General features: G+C 66.9%; 15 protein-coding genes. 11 read left to right on the plus strand and 4 right to left on the minus strand.

Annotated elements, in window-relative coordinates:
- Window positions 1–84 precede the first annotated feature (84 nt).
- The 6 genes from KW832_RS20435 (at window position 85) to ipdC (ending at window position 7,941) form a co-directional block, all read left to right on the plus strand.
- Window positions 85–2,367 carry a nitric-oxide reductase large subunit gene (locus tag KW832_RS20435; RefSeq protein WP_218301329.1) on the plus strand — a complete coding sequence of 761 codons (2,283 nt, stop codon included), beginning with the start codon at window positions 85–87 and terminating at the stop codon, window positions 2,365–2,367.
- A gap of 71 nt (window positions 2,368–2,438) precedes the next feature.
- Window positions 2,439–2,867 (plus strand): hemerythrin domain-containing protein, encoded by a 429-nt coding sequence (locus tag KW832_RS20440; protein WP_055402463.1) that lies wholly within the window; start codon window positions 2,439–2,441, stop codon window positions 2,865–2,867.
- Window positions 2,868–3,085: 218 nt separating this feature from the next.
- Complete coding sequence (locus tag KW832_RS20445) at window positions 3,086–5,104, plus strand: ribonucleoside triphosphate reductase (protein ID WP_218301328.1); 2,019 nt, start codon at window positions 3,086–3,088, stop codon at window positions 5,102–5,104.
- 98 nt (window positions 5,105–5,202) lie between these two features.
- The gene (gene nrdD, locus KW832_RS20450) at window positions 5,203–5,412 is read left to right on the plus strand and encodes an anaerobic ribonucleoside-triphosphate reductase (RefSeq protein ID WP_218301327.1); all 210 of its coding nucleotides are present in this window, start codon (window positions 5,203–5,205) and stop codon (window positions 5,410–5,412) included.
- Window positions 5,413–5,446: 34 nt separating this feature from the next.
- Window positions 5,447–6,094 (plus strand): anaerobic ribonucleoside-triphosphate reductase activating protein, encoded by a 648-nt coding sequence (locus KW832_RS20455; protein WP_218301408.1) that lies wholly within the window; start codon window positions 5,447–5,449, stop codon window positions 6,092–6,094.
- A 188-nt stretch (window positions 6,095–6,282) separates the two neighbouring features.
- Window positions 6,283–7,941 (plus strand): indolepyruvate/phenylpyruvate decarboxylase, encoded by a 1,659-nt coding sequence (ipdC, locus tag KW832_RS20460; RefSeq protein WP_218301326.1) that lies wholly within the window; start codon window positions 6,283–6,285, stop codon window positions 7,939–7,941.
- A 68-nt stretch (window positions 7,942–8,009) separates the two neighbouring features.
- Here ipdC and recQ read toward each other — a convergent pair whose 3' ends face one another.
- Both recQ and KW832_RS20470 read right to left on the minus strand, forming a co-directional pair.
- On the minus strand, window positions 8,010–9,881 hold the full coding sequence (gene recQ / locus KW832_RS20465) for a DNA helicase RecQ (protein WP_121507943.1): 1,872 nt from the start codon (window positions 9,879–9,881) through the stop codon (window positions 8,010–8,012).
- A 173-nt stretch (window positions 9,882–10,054) separates the two neighbouring features.
- A complete protein-coding gene (locus KW832_RS20470; protein ID WP_218301325.1) occupies window positions 10,055–11,485 on the minus strand; it encodes a PLP-dependent aminotransferase family protein in 1,431 nt (476 codons plus the stop codon).
- 108 nt (window positions 11,486–11,593) lie between these two features.
- Here KW832_RS20470 and KW832_RS20475 point away from each other — a divergent pair, with 108 nt between their 5' ends.
- From KW832_RS20475 to yegQ, 5 genes are all read left to right on the plus strand, one after another.
- Window positions 11,594–12,067, plus strand: a complete 474-nt coding sequence (locus KW832_RS20475; protein WP_121507941.1) for a rhodanese-like domain-containing protein — start codon at window positions 11,594–11,596, stop codon at window positions 12,065–12,067.
- Complete coding sequence (locus tag KW832_RS20480; protein WP_121508878.1) at window positions 12,061–12,531, plus strand: GNAT family N-acetyltransferase; 471 nt, start codon at window positions 12,061–12,063, stop codon at window positions 12,529–12,531. The genes KW832_RS20475 and KW832_RS20480 overlap by 7 nt, the downstream gene beginning before the upstream one ends.
- A gap of 50 nt (window positions 12,532–12,581) precedes the next feature.
- A complete protein-coding gene (locus tag KW832_RS20485; RefSeq protein WP_218301324.1) occupies window positions 12,582–13,646 on the plus strand; it encodes a homocysteine S-methyltransferase family protein in 1,065 nt (354 codons plus the stop codon).
- A gap of 284 nt (window positions 13,647–13,930) precedes the next feature.
- On the plus strand, window positions 13,931–14,866 hold the full coding sequence (ttcA, locus tag KW832_RS20490; RefSeq protein ID WP_218301323.1) for a tRNA 2-thiocytidine(32) synthetase TtcA: 936 nt from the start codon (window positions 13,931–13,933) through the stop codon (window positions 14,864–14,866).
- 36 nt (window positions 14,867–14,902) lie between these two features.
- Window positions 14,903–16,342: a tRNA 5-hydroxyuridine modification protein YegQ gene (yegQ, locus tag KW832_RS20495; RefSeq protein ID WP_218301322.1), complete on the plus strand. Its 1,440-nt coding sequence runs from the start codon at window positions 14,903–14,905 to the stop codon at window positions 16,340–16,342.
- A gap of 64 nt (window positions 16,343–16,406) precedes the next feature.
- Here yegQ and KW832_RS20500 read toward each other — a convergent pair whose 3' ends face one another.
- Both KW832_RS20500 and KW832_RS20505 read right to left on the minus strand, forming a co-directional pair.
- Window positions 16,407–16,718 (minus strand): hypothetical protein, encoded by a 312-nt coding sequence (locus KW832_RS20500; RefSeq protein ID WP_147433788.1) that lies wholly within the window; start codon window positions 16,716–16,718, stop codon window positions 16,407–16,409.
- Between the two features lie 152 nt (window positions 16,719–16,870).
- Complete coding sequence (locus KW832_RS20505) at window positions 16,871–17,863, minus strand: LysR family transcriptional regulator (RefSeq protein WP_255577872.1); 993 nt, start codon at window positions 17,861–17,863, stop codon at window positions 16,871–16,873.
- Window positions 17,864–17,928 lie beyond the last annotated feature (65 nt).

The raw sequence follows: 17,928 nt of genomic DNA on the forward strand, positions 1-17,928 counted from the left end.
TGACCACAAGACCCCGACCCCACGCCGCCAGCGCACGCTGGCGCTGCCCCTTCGTTGTTGTTCTGTTGAAGCAGGAGGCCCGCCATGGGTAACTACCGCAAGCTCTGGTTCACGCTGATCGGCGTGCTCATCGTCACCTTCAGCCTGCTGGGCTACTACGGCGCCGAGGTCTACCGCACCGCGCCGCCCATCCCCGCGAAGATCGCCACTGCAGGGGGCGAAGTGCTTTTCACCCACGACAGCATCCTCGACGGACAGACCGCCTGGCAGTCGGTGGGCGGCATGCAGCTGGGTTCCATCTGGGGCCACGGCGCCTACCAGGCACCTGACTGGACGGCCGACTGGCTGCACCGCGAGCTGCTCAACTGGCTTGACGTCGCCGCCGAGCGTGCGCATGGCAAGCCCTTTGCCGAGCTCGACGCCGCCGCCCAGGCCGTGCTGCGCGACCGCATGAAGACCGAGTACCGCACCAACACCTACAACCCCGAGACGGGCGTGGCCACGGTGTCCTCGGTGCGGGCCGACGCGATCGCGATGACCGCGCTGTACTACGACCAGCTTTTCAGCGACGTGCCCGCGCTGCACAAGACCCGCGAGCACTTCGCCATGAAGGAGAACACCCTGCCCAGCGCCGAGCGGCGCGCGCAGATGACGGGTTTCTTCTTCTGGACGGCCTGGGCCGCCGCCACCGAGCGCCCCGGCACCACGGCGACGTACACCAACAACTGGCCCCACGAGCCGTTGATCGGCAACAAGCCCACGGCCGAGAACATGGTCTGGTCGGTGATGAGCGTGGTCGTGATGATGGCGGGCGTGGGCTTCCTCGTGTGGGGCTGGTCCTTCCTGCGCAAGCACGACGAGGTGGAACCCACGCCACCCCAGCACGACCCGCTCTCGCGCGTGCCGCTCACGCCCTCCCAGCGCGGGCTGGGCAAATACCTGTTCCTCATTGTTGCGCTGTTCAGCTTTCAGGTGCTGCTGGGCGGCTTCACGGCCCACTACACGGTGGAAGGCCAGCAGTTCTACGGCATCAACGTGTCGCAGTGGTTCCCCTATTCGCTGGTGCGCACCTGGCACATCCAGAGCGCGCTGTTCTGGATCGCCACGGGCTTCCTGGCAGCCGGCCTGTTCCTCGCGCCGCTCATCAACGGCGGCAAGGACCCGGCCTGGCAGAAGCTCGGTGTGGACATCCTGTTCTGGGCGCTGGTCGTGGTGGTGGTGGGCTCGTTCGTCGGCAACTACCTGGCCATCGCGCAGATCATGCCGCCCGAGTGGAACTTCTGGCTGGGCCACCAGGGCTATGAATACGTGGACCTGGGCCGCCTGTGGCAGATCGGCAAGTTCACCGGCATCGCCTTCTGGCTGGTGCTCATGCTGCGCGGCATCGTGCCGGCGCTGCGCACCCCCGGCGGCGACAAGAACCTGCTGGCGCTGCTGACAGCGTCGGTGGTGGCCATCGGCCTGTTCTACGGTGCGGGCTTCTTCTACGGCGAGCGTACCCACCTATCGGTGATGGAGTACTGGCGCTGGTGGGTGGTGCACCTGTGGGTCGAGGGCTTCTTTGAAGTGTTCGCCACCACGGCGCTGGCCTTCATCTTCTCGACGCTCGGCCTCGTGTCGCCACGCATGGCCACGGCCGCCAGCCTGGCCTCGGCCTCGCTCTTCATGCTGGGCGGCGTGCCCGGCACTTTCCACCACCTGTACTTCAGCGGCACCACCACGCCGGTGATGGCCGTGGGCGCATCGTTCAGCGCGCTGGAAGTGGTGCCCCTGGTGGTGCTGGGCCATGAGGCCTGGGAACACTGGCGCCTGCAGCACCGCGCGAAGTGGATGGCCAACCTCAAGTGGCCCCTCATGTGCTTCGTGGCCGTGGCCTTCTGGAACATGCTGGGCGCGGGCGTCTTCGGCTTCATGATCAACCCGCCGATTGCGCTGTATTACCTGCAGGGACTCAACACCACGCCGGTGCATGCCCACGCTGCGCTGTTCGGTGTGTATGGCTTCCTGGCGCTGGGCTTCACGCTGCTGGTGCTGCGCTACATCCGCCCGCAGCTGGTGTTCAGCGAGCGGCTCATGAAGTCGGGCTTCTGGTGGCTCAACGCGGGCCTGGTGCTGATGATTGCCACCAGCCTGCTGCCCATCGGACTGTTCCAGTTCCACGCCAGCGTGAGCGAAGGCCTGTGGTACGCACGGGGCGAAGCCTTCATGCAGCAACCCTTCATGCAGACCCTGCGCTGGGTGCGCACCTTTGGCGACGTGGTCTTCATCGTCGGCGCGCTGGCCATGGCCTGGCAGGTGGTGAGCGGGCTGTTCGGCTCGCGCGCCCCGGCGCAAGCGGGCCCCTACCTGGCACAGGCCCGTCGCTGAAATGGACTGTGCGCGGCGGCTGCCACAAGCGGCCACCGCGCTCACACACCGTTTGCCCACAAGGACTGACCATGAACCTCGACAAATTCAAACACCAGCACACTGACATTCTGCGCAGCATCGCCACCTTGCGCGCCCTGGCCCAGGCGGGCGTGGAGGCCAATGCCAGCGCCATCGCGCAGGGCATCGTGGCCATGAGCGGCACCATCAAGCTGCACCTGGCCGTGGAAGACCAGGTGCTGTACCCTGCACTGCAGCGCGGCGGCAACGCCGAACTGGCGCGCCTGGGCCGCCAGTACCAAAGCGAGATGGCATCGATCGCCAGCGCCTACGATGCGTTTGCACGCCGCTGGAACACCGCCGAGGGCGTGCGCCGCGATGCCCAGGGCTTTCGCAACGAGGCCAACGTGGTGCTGCGCCGTGTGTTCGAGCGCATGCAGCGCGAAGACCATGACTTCTATCCGCGCATCGAGGAGGAAGAAGCCACCGCCTGCCATTGAGCAGCACCCTCCTGCACCCCACTGCATGCCTGCGCATGCACCTCTGATCCATCGGTAGGGCCTGACGGCACCTTCCTTTCTGCCGGCCCCTGTGCCGGCATTTTTTTACCCCTGCTTACCGCCTCGATTGTGTTGAATCAAACTACCTATAGTGTTTGATGGGTATCGTGGACACCATAGGTAGTGTTTTTAATCCGTTCCACAGATTGGTCGAACCCATGGCGTCCACCCTTGCCACCTTGCCCCGCGAAGTCGTTTTGCGCAGCGGCCAGCGCGTTCCGTTTGATGCCGAACGCATCCGCGCCGCGCTGGCCAGCGCCGGGCAGGCCTCGGGTGAATACGGCGCCGCCGAAGCAGCGTTGCTCACCGCCCAGGTCACCAAGGTGCTTATCCACCGCTTCCAGGGCGAGGCCCCCACCATCGAGCAGATCCAGGACGTGGCCGAGCAGACGCTGATCGCCGCCAACCACCTGGCCACGGCGCGTGCCTACATCGTCTACCGCGAGCAGCACGCCACACTGCGCGCCGACAAGCAGACGCTGGTGGATGTGGAAAGCTCCATCAACGAATACCTCACGCGCGCCGACTGGCGCGTGAACGCCAACGCCAACCAGGGCTACTCGCTGGGCGGGCTGATCCTGAACGTGGCGGGCAAGGTCACGGCCAACTACTGGCTGTCGCACGTCTACACGCCCGAGATCGGCGAGGCGCACAGGAGCGGCGACCTCCACATCCACGACCTCGACATGCTCAGCGGCTACTGCGCGGGCTGGTCGCTACGCACGCTGCTGCACGAGGGGCTCAACGGCGTGCCAGGCAAGGTCGAGGCGGGGCCGCCCAAGCACATGAGTTCCGCCGTGGGGCAGATCGTGAACTTCCTGGGCACGTTGCAAAACGAGTGGGCGGGCGCGCAGGCGTTCTCGTCGTTCGACACCTACATGGCACCCTTCGTGCGCAAGGACGGCATGGACTACGCGCAGGTGCGCCAGTGCATCCAGGAGCTGGTCTACAACCTCAACGTGCCCTCGCGCTGGGGCACGCAAACGCCGTTCACCAACCTCACGTTTGACTGGACCTGCCCCGACGACCTGCGCGAGCAGGTGCCGGTGATCGCGGGCCAGGAGATGCCCTTTGCGTACGGCGACCTGCAGGCCGAGATGGACCTCATCAACCGCGCCTACATCGACGTGATGACCACGGGCGACGCCAAGGGCCGGGTGTTCACCTTTCCCATCCCCACGTACAACATCACCAAGGATTTCCCGTGGGAGAGCGAGAACGCGCAGCTGCTGTTCGAGATGACGGCCAAGTACGGCCTGCCGTACTTCCAGAACTTCATCAATTCCGAGCTGGAGCCCAACATGGTGCGCTCCATGTGCTGCCGCCTGCAGCTGGATTTGCGTGAATTGCTCAAGCGTGGCAACGGCCTGTTCGGCAGCGCCGAGCAGACGGGCAGCCTGGGCGTGGTGACGATCAACTGCGCACGCCTCGGGTATTTGCATGCGGGCGATGAAGCCGGTCTGTTTGCCGCGCTGGACCGCCTCCTGGAGCTGGGCAAACAAAGCCTGGAGACCAAGCGCAAGCTGATTCAGCGGTTGATGGACCAGGGCCTGTTCCCCTACACCAAGCGGTATCTCGGCACTTTGCGCAACCACTTTTCCACGCTGGGCGTGAACGGCATCAACGAGATGGTGCGCAACTTCACGGCGGACCAGCACGACATCACCAGCGAGTGGGGCCATGCGTTTGCCTTGCGCCTGCTCGACCACGTGCGCGAGCGCATGACCGCCTTCCAGGAAGAAACCGGTCACCTCTACAACCTGGAAGCCACGCCCGCCGAAGGCACGACCTACCGCTTCGCCAAGGAAGACAAGAAGCGCTGGCCCGCCATCCTGCAGGCGGGCACATCCGAGCAGCCTTATTACACCAACTCGTCGCAACTGCCCGTGGGCTTCACCGACGACCCGTTCGAGGCGCTGATGCGGCAGGAGGCACTGCAGGGCAAATACACCGGCGGCACCGTGCTGCACCTGTACATGGGCGAGCGTGTCTCCAGCGGAGTGGCCTGCCGCGAGCTGGTGCGGCGCGCGCTGACGAACTTCCGCCTGCCCTACATCACCGTCACGCCCACGTTCTCCATCTGCCCCACGCACGGCTACCTGGCGGGCGAGCACCCGTTCTGCCCCCGCTGCGACGAAGAGCGGCTGGACGCCAAGCGGCGGCGTCTGGCCGCCTAGATCTTGAGCAAAAAGTGGCCCTGGCGCTGGATGGTCAAGCGCAAGCAGCTATCAAAACAGAAGCAAACCATTCCCTCCACCCCTGAAAGGACCCCGGCATGAGCCATTTCTCCGCTACCGAACACACCGCCATCTCCAGCGCCGCCGCCGTGCAACTCACCGACGACGAGCGCCAGCCCTGCGAGGTCTGGACCCGCGTGATGGGCTATCACCGCCCCGTGGCCAGCTTCAACACGGGCAAGCAGGGCGAGCACGCCGAGCGCCGCTTCTTTTCAGAGCAGACGCGTGGTGGAAGCAACGCCTGCTGAGGCGCCGCCAGCCGCGGCGCTGCGGCTGGGCGGCATGACACCGCTCACCACCATCGATTTCCCCGGCCGCCTCGCGGCCGTTTTGTATTGCCAGGGCTGCCCCTGGCGCTGCGGCTATTGCCACAACCCCGAACTGCTCGATGCCACCGAACCGCCCTCGCAGCCCTGGGCGCAGGCGCTGGCCTTTTTGGAAAGCCGGCGCGGCCTGCTGGACGGCGTGGTTTTCTCGGGCGGCGAGCCCACGCTGCAGGCGGGCCTGGGCGCGGCGCTGAACGCAGTGCGCAGCCTGGGCCTGCAGACCGCCCTGCACACCGGCGGCATGTACCCCGAGCGGCTGGCGGCACTGCTGCCGCAACTCGATTGGGTGGGTCTGGACATCAAGGCCCTGCCGCAGCGCTACAACGCCATCACCGCCACGCCCGGCAGCGGTGCGCGCGCCTGGGCCGGGCTGGAGGTGCTTCTGGCCTATGGCACCGACCACGAATGCCGCACCACCTGGCACGCGGGCCTGTTTGGTGTGGATGAGTTGCTGGACCTGGCCCAGGCCCTGGCCGCGCGCGGCGTGCGCCGCTGGGCGCTGCAGGAATGCCGCGCACCTGGCGCACCGGCCTGGGCGCTGACCACGGCGCACCAGCAGCAACTGGCCGCGTGGTTCCCCTCCTTCACGCTGCGCCGGGCCTGAGCGGGCGGGGCTCCGGGTTTGGTCGGTGCTTCGCGCAGATTTGTTGCGCTTCTAGGTCGAAAACAGAACGAATCTGCGAACTCGCGCTAGGAGTCGCTGGGTTTGATGCGCATCAGAGCCGCCTTGGTCACGCCGCGTGGATCATCCGCCACCGCCGCACACCGGCATCACCCGCAAGGAACACGTCCATGACCCCCCTCGGCCTCCAGCTGCTGCACGCGCTCAAAACCCATGGCGCGCGCGAAATCTTCGGCATCCCCGGCGACTTCATCCTCCCCCTGTTCAAGCAGATCGAGGAGAGCGGCATCCTGCCCCTGGTCACGCTCAGCCACGAGCCCTCGCTGGGCTTTGCCGCCGATGCCGCCGCGCGCATGCACTGCGGCCTGGGCGTGGTGGCCGTCACCTACGGCGCGGGCGCGCTCAACGTGGTCAACGCCGTGGCGGGGGCCTATGCCGAGCGCTCGCCGCTGGTGGTGCTGGCCGGCTGCCCCGGCGAGGTCGAGGCGCACTCGGGCCTGGTGCTGCACCACCAGGTGCGCCATGTCGATTCGCAATGGCGGATCTTCCGCGAGATCACCTGCGACCAGGTGCGCCTGTCCGACCCTGCCACCGCGCCCGCCGAGCTGGCCCGCGTGCTGCGCAGCTGCCGCGAATACTCGCAGCCCGTGCTCATCGAGGTGCCGCGCGACATGACGTTGCACCCCATGGCCGAGGTGCCCCTGCTGCCGCCCAGCCCCTTCAATGAAGCCGCCGTGGCCGAGTGCGCCGACGAATGGATGGCCCGCATCCAGGCAGCCCAGCGCCCCGTGCTGGTGGTGGACGTGGAGGTGCGCCGCTTTGGCCTGGAAGCCCGCGTGGCCGAACTCGCGCGGCGCCTGCAGCTGCCGGTGCTCACCACCTTCATGGGCCGGGGCCTGCTGGCGGAGGAGGGCGTGCACTCCGGCGTACAGCTGCACGGCACCTACCTGGGCGTGGCGGGCGCGCCCGAGACCAGCGCGCTGCTCGACGACTCCGACCTGCCCGTGATGCTGGGTGCCATCCTGTCGGACAGCAACTTTGGTGTGAGCGCCCAGCGCATGGACTTTCGCCGCGCGCTCATCACCGCGCACCGCGAGGCGCGCGTGGGCCACCACCTGTACCCGAACATCCCGCTGGCCGCGCTGGTGGAAGCGCTGCTGGCCCGCGCCCCGGCCGCAGGCGCCAAGCCGCCGCGCGCCCTGCCGCCCCCGCCCACTTGCCCCGAAGGCCTGGTGGCCGACGATGCGCCCGTGTGTGCGGCCGACCTCTCCCGCGCGCTCAACGACCGCATCCGCGCGCACGGCCCCATGAACATCGTCGCGGACATTGGCGACTGCCTGTTTGCTGCGATGGAGCTGCTGCCCACCCCGCTGGTGGCGCCGGGCTACTACGCGTCCATGGGCTTCGGCGTGCCGGCCGGCATCGGTGCGCAGGTGGCCACGGGCCAGCGCAGCCTGATCCTGGTGGGCGACGGCGCCTTTCAAATGACGGGCTGGGAGCTGGGCAACTGCCCGCGCCTGGGGCTGGACCCCATCGCCATCGTGCTCAACAACCAGACCTGGGAAATGATCCGCGCCTTCCAGACCGAATCGCGCTGCGCCGCCCTGGGCGACTGGCACCTGGCCCAGGCCGCCGATGCGCTGGGCGGGCGCGGCCACCGGGTGCACACGCGGGCGCAGTTCAAGGCGGCGCTCGATGCCGCGTTTGCCGAGCGCGGTCGCTTTCAGCTCATCGAGTTGATGGTGCCACCGGGCGACAGCACGCCCACGCTGCGGCGTTTTTCAGAAGGCATCCGGGCCCTGCGGGCGCGGGCGGCGTCGGGCGCCTGAGCGCGAAGGATCTGTTCACGTAGGCCCGCACGCATCGCATCGCGGGGCAGCAAAGCGCGGCAGCGGGGCTACCCCGCGCGCACCACGCGCAGCACGTCTGCCCCGTACGCCTCCAGCTTTTTCGCCCCCATCCCGCTGATGCCCTGCAGGTCGTCGAGCGTGCCGGGGTTGCGCTCGGCAATCGCGGCCAAAGTGGCATCGTGAAAGATCACATACGCAGGCAGGTTGTGCTCGCGTGCCACCTCGGCGCGCCAGGCCTTGAGGTTGATGAAACGCACCTGCGCATCGGGGCCAAGATTGGCGGCCGCGGCGGGCGGCGCGCTGCCCGTGCCCTTGCGGGTGCGCGTGCGTTTGGCCGGTGCGGACGACACCGACTCGCGCAACTGCACCGGCACCTCGCCCTTGAGCACCGCGCGCGAGCCTTCGGTGAGGCACAGCGTGTCAAAGCTGTGGCCGCTGTCCAGCATCACCTTCTGCAGGCCTAACGCGCCGGTGGCGATCAGCTGGCGCAGCACGCCGCGCAGCTGGGGCTCGGTCAGGTCCGCGCCGATGCCGAAGGTGGAGATTTTTTCGTGCCCGAACTGCGCGACCTTCTCGGTCTTCTTGCCGCGCAGGATGTCCATGATGTGCCCCGTGCCAAAGCTGATGCCGCTGGCCTGGTTCACGCGGTAGATGGTGGAGAGCAGCTTGCGTGCCGCATCCGTGGCGTCCCACACCGCCGGTGGGTTCAGGCAGTTGTCGCAGTTGCCGCAGGGCGTGGACTGCTCTCCAAAATACGCCAGCAGCCGCACGCGGCGGCAGTCGGTGGCCTCGGCCAGCGCCAGCAGCGCATCCAGCTTGCCGCGCAGCGCCTGCTTGAACTCCTCGCCCGCCGGGCTTTCGTCGATCATGCGGCGCTGGTTGACCACGTCATTCAGGCCGTAGGCCATCCAGGCATCGGCGTTCAGCCCGTCGCGGCCCGCGCGGCCCGTTTCCTGGTAGTAGCCCTCGATGTTCTTGGGCATGTCCACATGGGCCACAAAACGCACATCAGGCTTGTCGATGCCCATGCCGAACGCGATGGTGGCCACCATCACGATGCCTTCCTCGCGCAGGAAGCGATCCTGGTTCTTCTGACGCACTTTCGTGTCCAGACCCGCGTGGTAGGGCAGGGCGGTGATGCCCGCGTCGCTCAGCGTGGTGGCCAGCTCTTCCACGCGCTTGCGCGACTGGCAATACACCACGCCCGCCTCGCCCGCATGCTCGCGCTCGATGAAGCGCAGCAGCTGCGTGGTGACGTCCTTCTTTTCCTCGATGCGGTAGCGGATGTTGGGCCGGTCAAAGCTGCTGATGAACAGCCGTGCATCCTGCAGCTGCAGCCGCTCGACGATGTCCTCGCGCGTGAGCGCATCGGCCGTGGCGGTGAGCGCAATGCGCGGTACTTGCGGGTAACGCTCGTGCAGCAGCGTGAGCGCGCGGTATTCGGGGCGGAAATCGTGGCCCCACTGGCTGACGCAGTGCGCTTCGTCGATGGCGAACAGGCTCAGGTGGCCGCCGCTGTACAGGCTGTCGAGCAGGCCCAGGAAACGCGGCGTGTTCAGCCGCTCGGGCGCGGCATACAGCAGCGTGAGGTCGCCGGTCTGCAGGCGCAGCTCCACGTCCTGGGTCTCGTCGTAGCTCAGCGTCGAGTTCAGGAACGCCGCATCCACCCCCGCCTCGTGCAGCGCGCCCACCTGGTCGTGCATCAGCGCGATCAGCGGCGAAATCACGATGGTCACCCCGCGCCCCTGCTGCTGGCGCACGATGGCCGGCACCTGGTAGCACAGCGACTTGCCTCCGCCCGTGGGCATCAGCACCAGCGCGTCGCCGCCGCCAATCACATGCTCGACGATGGCTTGCTGCGGGCCGCGGAACTGTTCGTAGCCGAAGACATCCTGCAAGACAGACTGGGCAGGGGACAACACGGAAGACGGGCGAGACACCAAGCGAATACTCTGAAAATGAGAGCGCCCCACGCTGGACCCACCTGCGCTGGACGCCAATAAAGCCAAAAATTTGTGTGCGGGCCCGTGCTACGAACCGTGCGATGCAAGGCCCGTATTGTGCGCTGCGGGCCTGCGCCGCTGGTTGGGGGTCAGCGCAGCGCGCGGACAGCGCTTTCGATCACCTCAGGCGGGATGGCGGCAAAGCCCAGCCGCCATCCCGCGATGGGAGGCGCTGCATGGTAGAGCTCGCTGAGGCTGGGGGTTGCAATGCCGCGCGCCAGCGCGCGGCGCGTTTGCTGCTGCTCGCTGCCCTCGGTCAGCCGCACGGCCATCTGCAGCCCGCCCCGGCTGTCCAGCGGCTCGGCCCACGGCAGGTGGGTGTGCAGCGCCTGCAGCAGGGCGTCGCGCCGGCTGCGGTAGAGCTGGCGCATCAGCCGCAGGTGGGCCGCAAAGTGGCCCTGGTCCATGAAGTCGGCCGCCACCGCCTGCATGGGCTGCGAAGGGTGGCCGTCGTAGATGGTGCGGGCGGTCACCAGGGGCTTTACCAGCGGTTCGGGCAGCACCATGTAGGCCAGCCGCACCGAAGGAAACAAGGACTTCGAGAACGTGCCGATGTAGAGCACGCGGCCGTGCGCGTCGAGGCCCTGTAAGGCGGGCGTGGGCTGGTGGTCGTAGAGGAATTCGCTGTCGTAGTCGTCCTCGATCAGCCAGGCCCCCGTGGCCTGTGCGTGGTCGATGAAGGCCAGGCGGCGCTGCAGGGACATGGCGCGCCCGGTGGGGAACTGGTGCGATGGCGTGAGGTAGATCAGGCGTGGCGGCGTCTGGGTGGGCACCAGCTGGGCGCCTTCGCCGTCCAGCGGCATGTCCACCACCTGGGCCCCGCTGGCGTGGAACGCGGTGCGCGCGCCTGCGTAGCCCGGGTCCTCCATCCAGACGGTATCGCCTTCGTCCAGCAGCGTCGCGGCCAGCAGCTGCAGGGCCTGTTGCGAGCTGGTCAGCACCAGCACCTGGCCCGCATGGCAACGCACGCCGCGCGACTGCGCGAGGTAGCGCGCGATGGCCTCGCGCAGTGCGGGCAGGCCTTGGGGGTCACCGTAGAACAGCAGGGGCCCGGCGTCCTGGCGCAGGCGGCGCTGCATCAGCTGGCGCCACAGATCGACCGGGAAGGCCCCAAGGTCCGGGCTGCCCGCCACGAACGCGCGGGCGCGGTCGGGCTCGGCGCAACCGCCGGTATCGACCATGCGCTGCCCGCGCCGAGACAGCGCGGGCAGTGCCGCCGCCGGGGCCATACGGCCCGCCCGGGACCGCGCCGCCCCGGCACGCTGCATGTCGATGGCCACGAAGCTGCCCTGGCCGACATGCCGGTGCAGGTAGCCCTCGGTTTCCAGCTGGGCGTAGGCCGCCTCCACCGTGACCCGTGAAAGACCCAGGTCGCGCGCCAGATCGCGGGTGGAGGGCAGGCGTTCGCCCAGCACGGCCTGGCCGGTGCGCACGGCCTCGCGCAGCGCCGCGCACAGGCGCTCCCGGCGGCCGCCTCCGTGGGCGTCCTCCAGCAGCGTGAGCAACAGCCGTGGTTTCATCGGTAATTGGTCTTATTTGTGACGGAGGATTGGCATTATCAATCAGGCCAAATCGTCGGACACTTCATCCCACCGCAACACCACACATCCACACGAGAGGACTTTTCCATGACCCACGCCGCCCCCGTCTCCGCCCCCGCCTCCGCCGTCCTGGCGTTCCCCGCGCCCAGCCCCGAGCAGTCGCGGGACTTCATGGCCGCCAAGCTCAGCTACCACGCCGATGCCTGGGACGTGGCCGAAGACCTGCGCAACGGCATCGACGCCATCGTGGTGGTCGACACCCGCTCCACGGCGCATTACGAACAGGGCCATGTGCCGGGCGCCATCAGCTTTCCCCACCGCACCATGGACGAGCAGAGCACGGCGCACCTCGACCGCAGCAAGGTCTACGTCACGTATTGCGACGGCATCGGCTGCAATGGCTCGACCCGGGGCGCGTACAAGCTGGCGCGGCTGGGCTTCACGGTCAAGGAGATGCTGGGCGGGCTGGACTTCTGGATCCGCGACGGCCAGCCTGTAGCCACCGGCCCGGAGCGCGGCGCCATGCCGTCGGCCCGCCCCGCCATCGAGTGCGCATGCTGAGCCATCCGCCGCATCGCACCGGCTGGACCCTGCGCGCCGCAGGCGCCGCTGACGCGCCCGCGCTGGCCGACCTGTGCGCCGCCCACGCGGCGTACGAGCGCATCCCGTACAGCGCCGACGGCCATGCCCACCGGCTGGCCCAGGGGCTGGAGGCGGGGCGGTTGTTCGCCTGGCTGGGCTATTGGGGTGAGCAGGCAGTGGGATATGCCAGCGCCACGCTGGACTATTCGACTCTCGCCGCGCGCTCTTACCTGCATCTGGACTGCCTGTACCTGGAGCCTGAAGCGCGTGGCTGCGGCCGGGGCGCAGAGATGATGGCCGCTGTGCGGCACCGCGCCCAAATGCTGGGCTGCGAGGCGATGCAGTGGCAGACGCCCGTGTGGAACGAGGGCGCCATCCGTTTCTATGACCGCCTGGGCGCCACGCGGCTGGCCAAGCAACGCTACACGCTCGTGTGTGGGTGAGAAAGCCCCTGGGCCACCGGCAGCCCCGGGGGGCTTTCTACAATCGGGGGATGAAAACGCTTGCCTACACGCGCGCCGCGCAACTGCCCGACATCCTTGCCCAACGCATCGTCATCCTCGACGGCGCCATGGGCACCATGATCCAGCGCTTCAAGCTGGGCGAGGCGCAGTACCGGGGCGAAGGCTACAACGGCCCGGATGGGGCGGGCGACCGGTTCAAGGACTTCCCGCGTGACGTGAAGGGCAACAACGAGCTGCTCAGCATCACCCGGCCCGATGTGATCCGCGACATCCACGAGCGCTACCTGGCTGCAGGCGCCGACCTGATCGAGACCAACACCTTCGGCGCGACAACCATCGCGCAGGAGGACTACAAGATGGCCCACCTGGCGCGCGAGATGAATCTCAAGTCCGCCCAGCTGGCCCGCGCCGCCTGTGACAAGTTCAGCACGCCTGACAAGCCCCGCTTTGTCGCAGGCGCCCTCGGCCCCACGCCCAAGACGGCCAGCATCAGCCCCGACGTGAACGACCCCGGCGCGCGCAATGTGGACTTCGAGCAGCTGCGCGCCGCTTACTACGAGCAGGTGGAAGCGCTGGTCGAGGGCGGCTCCGACGTGCTGCTGGTCGAGACGATCTTCGACACGCTCAACGCCAAGGCCGCGCTGTTCGCCATCGACGAGTACTTCGAGAACAGCGGCCAGCGCCTGCCGCTCATCATCAGCGGCACCGTCACCGATGCCTCGGGCCGCATCCTCTCGGGCCAGACGGTCACGGCCTTCTGGCACAGCGTGCGCCATTCCCGCCCGCTGGCTATAGGCCTGAACTGCGCCTTGGGTGCCACGCTGATGCGCCCCTACATCCAGGAGCTGAACCGCGTGGCCGAGGACACCTTCATCAGCTGCTACCCCAACGCCGGCCTGCCCAACCCGATGAGCGACACCGGGTTTGACGAAACGCCCGAGATCACGAGCCGCCTGGTGCATGAGTTCGCGGCCGAGGGGCTGGTCAACATTCTGGGCGGCTGCTGTGGCACCACGCCGGACCACATCGGCGCCATCGCCAAGGCAGTCGAGAACGTGCCCACCCGCAAGATGTTCTACCCAGCAGAAGCCTAGAGTAGCTGCCCCCCTGAGTCGCCTGCGGCGCCTTCCCCCAAGGTGGACGCCGCCAGCGCGGCGGGGCGGCCCTTGCGCGGCGGCCTTTGGTCTGGGCCGCGCCGGTTTCGCGCGCTGCGGGTTTTGCAACGCCCACCCAAGGGTGAGAGATTCGCGCTGAATGAACGGTTTGTAGGAAAATTGGCACCTGGCGCTTGATGGTCAAGTGCCAGGTGCTATCTAATTAATAGCAATTGTTGCCGCTCTGAAGTGCGGCAACGCAGTGCCGTTCCAGGCAGCCCACCATGATCGACAACGCTATCTTGCCCGCCGACACGGCACCTGCCGACGATGCTGCTCAAAAAGCCGCCGCCCACGCCGCGCTCAAGCTCGAAAAGCGCCTGGTGCGCCAGGTCGCGCAGGCCATCACTGACTTCGGCCTCATCGAAGACGGTGACAAGGTGATGGTGTGCGTGTCGGGCGGCAAGGACAGCTACGGCTTGCTCGACGTGCTGCGTTTGCTGCAGCAGCGCAACGGCCACAAGTTCGAGCTGATCGCCGTCAACCTCGACCAGAAGCAGCCCGGCTTTCCGGCCCATGTGCTGCCTGAGTACCTGACCCAGGTGGGCGTGCCCTTTCACATCGAGACGCAGGACACCTACAGCGTCGTCAAGGAGCACATCCCCGAGGGCAAAACCATGTGCAGCCTCTGCAGCCGCCTGCGCCGGGGCATCCTCTACCGTGTGGCCGACGAGCTGGGCTGCACCAAAATTGCGCTCGGCCACCACCGCGACGACATGCTGCAGACGTTCTTTTTGAACATGTTCTTCGGCGGCAAGCTCAAGGGCATGCCGCCCAAGGTGCAGAGCGACCGCGGCGACCACCTCATCATCCGCCCGTTGGCTTATGTGGCCGAGGACGACCTCACCCGCTGGGCCGAGCACCGCAAATTCCCGATCATCCCCTGCACGCTCTGCGGCAGCCAGGAGAACCTGCAGCGCAAGCAGATCGGCCAGATGCTGCGCGACTGGCAGCAGCTGTACCCCGGCCGCATCGAGAACATGGCCGTGGCGCTGCGCAACCTGGTGCCCTCGCACTTCATGGACCCGCGCCAGTTCGACTTCAAGGGGTTGGTACCCAACGGCGTGGCCGACGCCGATGGTGACAAGGCCTTTGACGCCGAAGAACTGCCTGCGCAGGCCGTGGGCATGCTCGCGGGCCTGCCCCTGATGCCCCGCTGAACCCGACCCCCGACGATTTTTAGATTGGGCCACCCCATGACCACCCTCAAAGCCCCCGAACTGCTCCTGCCCGCCGGCTCACTCGACAAGATGCGCGCCGCCTACGACTTTGGCGCCGACGCCGTGTACGCCGGCCAGCCGCGCTACAGCCTGCGCGCGCGCAACAACGAGTTCCGCCTGGAGCAGATCAAGCAAGGGATTGACGAGGCGCATGCACGCGGCAAGAAGTTCTTTGTGACCAGCAACCTCATTGCGCACAACGACAAGATCCGCACCTACCTGCGCGACATCGAGCCCGTGATCGACTGCAAGCCCGACGCCCTCATCATGGCCGACGCGGGCCTGATCATGATGGTCAAGGAAAAGTGGCCCGAGCAGGTGGTGCACCTCTCGGTGCAGGCCAACACCACCAACTGGGCGGCCGTGAAGTTCTGGCAGAAGATGGGCGTGGAGCGCGTCATCCTGTCGCGCGAACTGAGCTTGGACGAGATCGAAAAAATCCGCCAGGAATGCCCCGACATGGAGCTGGAAGTGTTCGTGCACGGCGCGCTGTGCATTGCGTATTCGGGCCGCTGCCTGCTCAGCGGCTACTTCAACCACCGCGACCCCAACCAGGGCACCTGCACCAACGCCTGCCGCTGGAACTACGCCACGCACGACGCCGACATCGACCCCACCACGGGCGAAGCCATTGCGCAGAAGATGGAAGGCGACTTCAACTTCGAGGCCGCGCAGCAAAAGGCCGAGCAGTCGTTCTCCACCACCGGCAACGGCCAGCGCCACCCCAAGGCCGACAAGGTCTACCTGATCGAAGAGGCTGGCCGCCCCGGGCAGATGATGCCCATCATGGAAGACGAGCACGGCACGTACATCATGAACAGCAAGGACCTGCGCGCGGTGGAGCACGTGGCGCGCCTGGCGCAGATCGGCGTGGACTCGCTCAAGATCGAAGGCCGCACCAAGAGCCTGTACTACGTGGCCCGCACTGCCCAGGTCTACCGCCGCGCCATTGACGACGCCGTGGCGGGCCGCCCCTTCAACCCCGAGCTGCTGATCGAGCTGGAAGGCCTGTCCAACCGCGGCTACACCGGCGGCCTGCTGGAGCGCCGCCCCAGCAACGATTACCAGAACTACATCAACGGCCACTCGGCCACGCAGCGCAGCCAGTATGTGGGTGAGGTGTTGGGTGCTGAGGGGCAGGCCGATGTGGGCTTGCAAGGGGACTGGGTGCAGGTGGAGACGAAGAACCACTTTGCGGTGGGAGACCTGATTGAGGTGGTCCACCCGAGTGGGAATATCACCGTACGGCTGCAGGAGATGCGCAATGTCGAAGGCCAGCCGGTCAACGTAGCCCAGGGCAGCCCCGTGCGTGTGTGGATTGCGCTGCCTGCGCACTACAGCGGGGCCTTGCTGGCGCGCGTGATCGAAGCGCAACCGCTTGCACCAGCGGCTGCCGAGCCTGCCCTGGCTGCATAGCCTGCCAGGGCGCTCCTGTTTGCTGTCCGTTGGCTGCTGCCGTTGTGTGAGCAGATTGGACGGCCTACCAGGCGACTATTACATGCACCGTGGCCCAGGCCATGACGCCGTAGGCGCCCATTGCCGCCAGGGTGGTGGCCTTGGATGCTTGGCGGTCTCGCAGCAAGACCCAGAGCGCAAGGAAAGACATCGCATACATCACCGCAGACAGGATGTAGGCCTCGGGCGCCGGTACGAAGGTGGACGGCCCGCCGCGCCGTGGTGATGTCGCAAAGCCTGCGTGGGCCACGATCAGCGATCCGCCCAGCAGACCCAGCACCGCGAGCGCGGCGATCGAAATCTTGGCGGGTAGGTTCAACGGGGTAGGCGCTGGCATGGTGAGGGCGCCACAAGGTGGCGCGGTTGTGGGGTCGGGCTTCGGGGGGGGGGGCGGGTTTTTGGTAAATTACCTGCTAGCGCTTTACTGTATTGGATTTGTTGCTATCAAAATAGAAGTAATTGCCCTGGCGTGCAATCGCCTGCCCGTGTTCAGCCGGGGCACATCGCGCCAGGCTCGGGCTCTTTGCCGATGGCCAACACGTCAAGCACACCGAGCACATGCTCGATGAATGCACGACAGGGATGTGAGCTATCCGCCCACACCGCCGCTTTCACCAACACACCCAGAGGGCTCACGTCCTGGGGTTTCCACGACAAGACGGCCAGATTTTTGCGCCGCACCAAGGGCCGCACAAGGCTCGCTGGCACGCAGACGAGCATGTCGCTGTCCGCCAGCATGGCGTAGATGATTTCCGTCGAGCGGCTCGACACGCGACACAGTTCCGGCACCCCGCCTAAATCGTCGAACAGGCTATCCACCTGTTGTGGGCCCAGCCCTGTGAGTGGTGGGCTCAGCCAGCGTTGTGACAGCAGCTCGGCGGACGTGACGATTGCCTGTTGCGCCAAAGGGTGCTCAGGGCGGCAAGCGATGACGAATTCATCCGGCAGCGCGGCGTGAAACTCGAACCCCTGCGGCAGCGGGGTCGGTTCGCGGCAGATCGCCAGGTCCAGGGTTCCTTCCTGGATGCTCTCCAGCAGGTTGTCGATGGTGACTTCGTGAACATCGATGGCGGCGCTGGGGTGCAGGGCGCAATAGGCCGGGATGGCGGCCGTCAGCAACCCGTTGATGCCCGCCGCGATGCTGCCAATGCGGATCAGCGCGGACGCGGCCCCTTGCTGCATCAGCGCCGCATTGCCAGCAGCCGCTTGCAGGGGCACCAGCGAAGCGCGCAGCAGCGGTAGGACCGCCTCCCCCAGGCGGGTCAGGCGCATGCCCTTGGCGTGCCTTTCAAAGAGGGCGCCGCCCATAGAACTCTCCAGCTCCGCCAGCGCATGCGTCGCTGCGGGCTGGCTCAGGCCAATGGCAGAGGCCGCGCGGTGCAGGCTTTGCAAATCGGCAATCGCAATCGCCAACTGCAGGTGCTTGAGGCGCACACGGCCCAGGATGCGATTGAACAGGACGGAGGGCGTCAGGTCTGGCATGGGGTATTCAAAATTTGAATCTTGTTGAAAAAGAAGCATTGGCCCTGTGGTGACTGCTGTGCAAC

The organism is Acidovorax sp. sif0632 (assembly GCF_019218805.1).
GTDB lineage: Bacteria > Pseudomonadota > Gammaproteobacteria > Burkholderiales > Burkholderiaceae_C > Acidovorax > Acidovorax facilis.

Bases quoted from the DNA above. Each gene is read 5' to 3' on its own strand.
- KW832_RS20435 (WP_218301329.1), top strand. From the start codon at position 85: ATGGGTAACTACCGCAAGCTCTGGTTCACGCTGATCGGCGTGCTCATC.
- KW832_RS20440 (WP_055402463.1), top strand. From the start codon at position 2,439: ATGAACCTCGACAAATTCAAACACCAGCACACTGACATTCTGCGCAGC.
- KW832_RS20445 (WP_218301328.1), top strand. From the start codon at position 3,086: ATGGCGTCCACCCTTGCCACCTTGCCCCGCGAAGTCGTTTTGCGCAGC.
- nrdD (WP_218301327.1), top strand. From the start codon at position 5,203: ATGAGCCATTTCTCCGCTACCGAACACACCGCCATCTCCAGCGCCGCC.
- KW832_RS20455 (WP_218301408.1), top strand. From the start codon at position 5,447: ATGACACCGCTCACCACCATCGATTTCCCCGGCCGCCTCGCGGCCGTT.
- ipdC (WP_218301326.1), top strand. From the start codon at position 6,283: ATGACCCCCCTCGGCCTCCAGCTGCTGCACGCGCTCAAAACCCATGGC.
- KW832_RS20470 (WP_218301325.1), bottom strand. From the start codon at position 11,485: ATGAAACCACGGCTGTTGCTCACGCTGCTGGAGGACGCCCACGGAGGC.
- KW832_RS20475 (WP_121507941.1), top strand. From the start codon at position 11,594: ATGACCCACGCCGCCCCCGTCTCCGCCCCCGCCTCCGCCGTCCTGGCG.
- KW832_RS20480 (WP_121508878.1), top strand. From the start codon at position 12,061: ATGCTGAGCCATCCGCCGCATCGCACCGGCTGGACCCTGCGCGCCGCA.
- KW832_RS20485 (WP_218301324.1), top strand. From the start codon at position 12,582: ATGAAAACGCTTGCCTACACGCGCGCCGCGCAACTGCCCGACATCCTT.
- ttcA (WP_218301323.1), top strand. From the start codon at position 13,931: ATGATCGACAACGCTATCTTGCCCGCCGACACGGCACCTGCCGACGAT.
- yegQ (WP_218301322.1), top strand. From the start codon at position 14,903: ATGACCACCCTCAAAGCCCCCGAACTGCTCCTGCCCGCCGGCTCACTC.
- KW832_RS20500 (WP_147433788.1), bottom strand. From the start codon at position 16,718: ATGCCAGCGCCTACCCCGTTGAACCTACCCGCCAAGATTTCGATCGCC.
- KW832_RS20505 (WP_255577872.1), bottom strand. From the start codon at position 17,863: ATGCCAGACCTGACGCCCTCCGTCCTGTTCAATCGCATCCTGGGCCGT.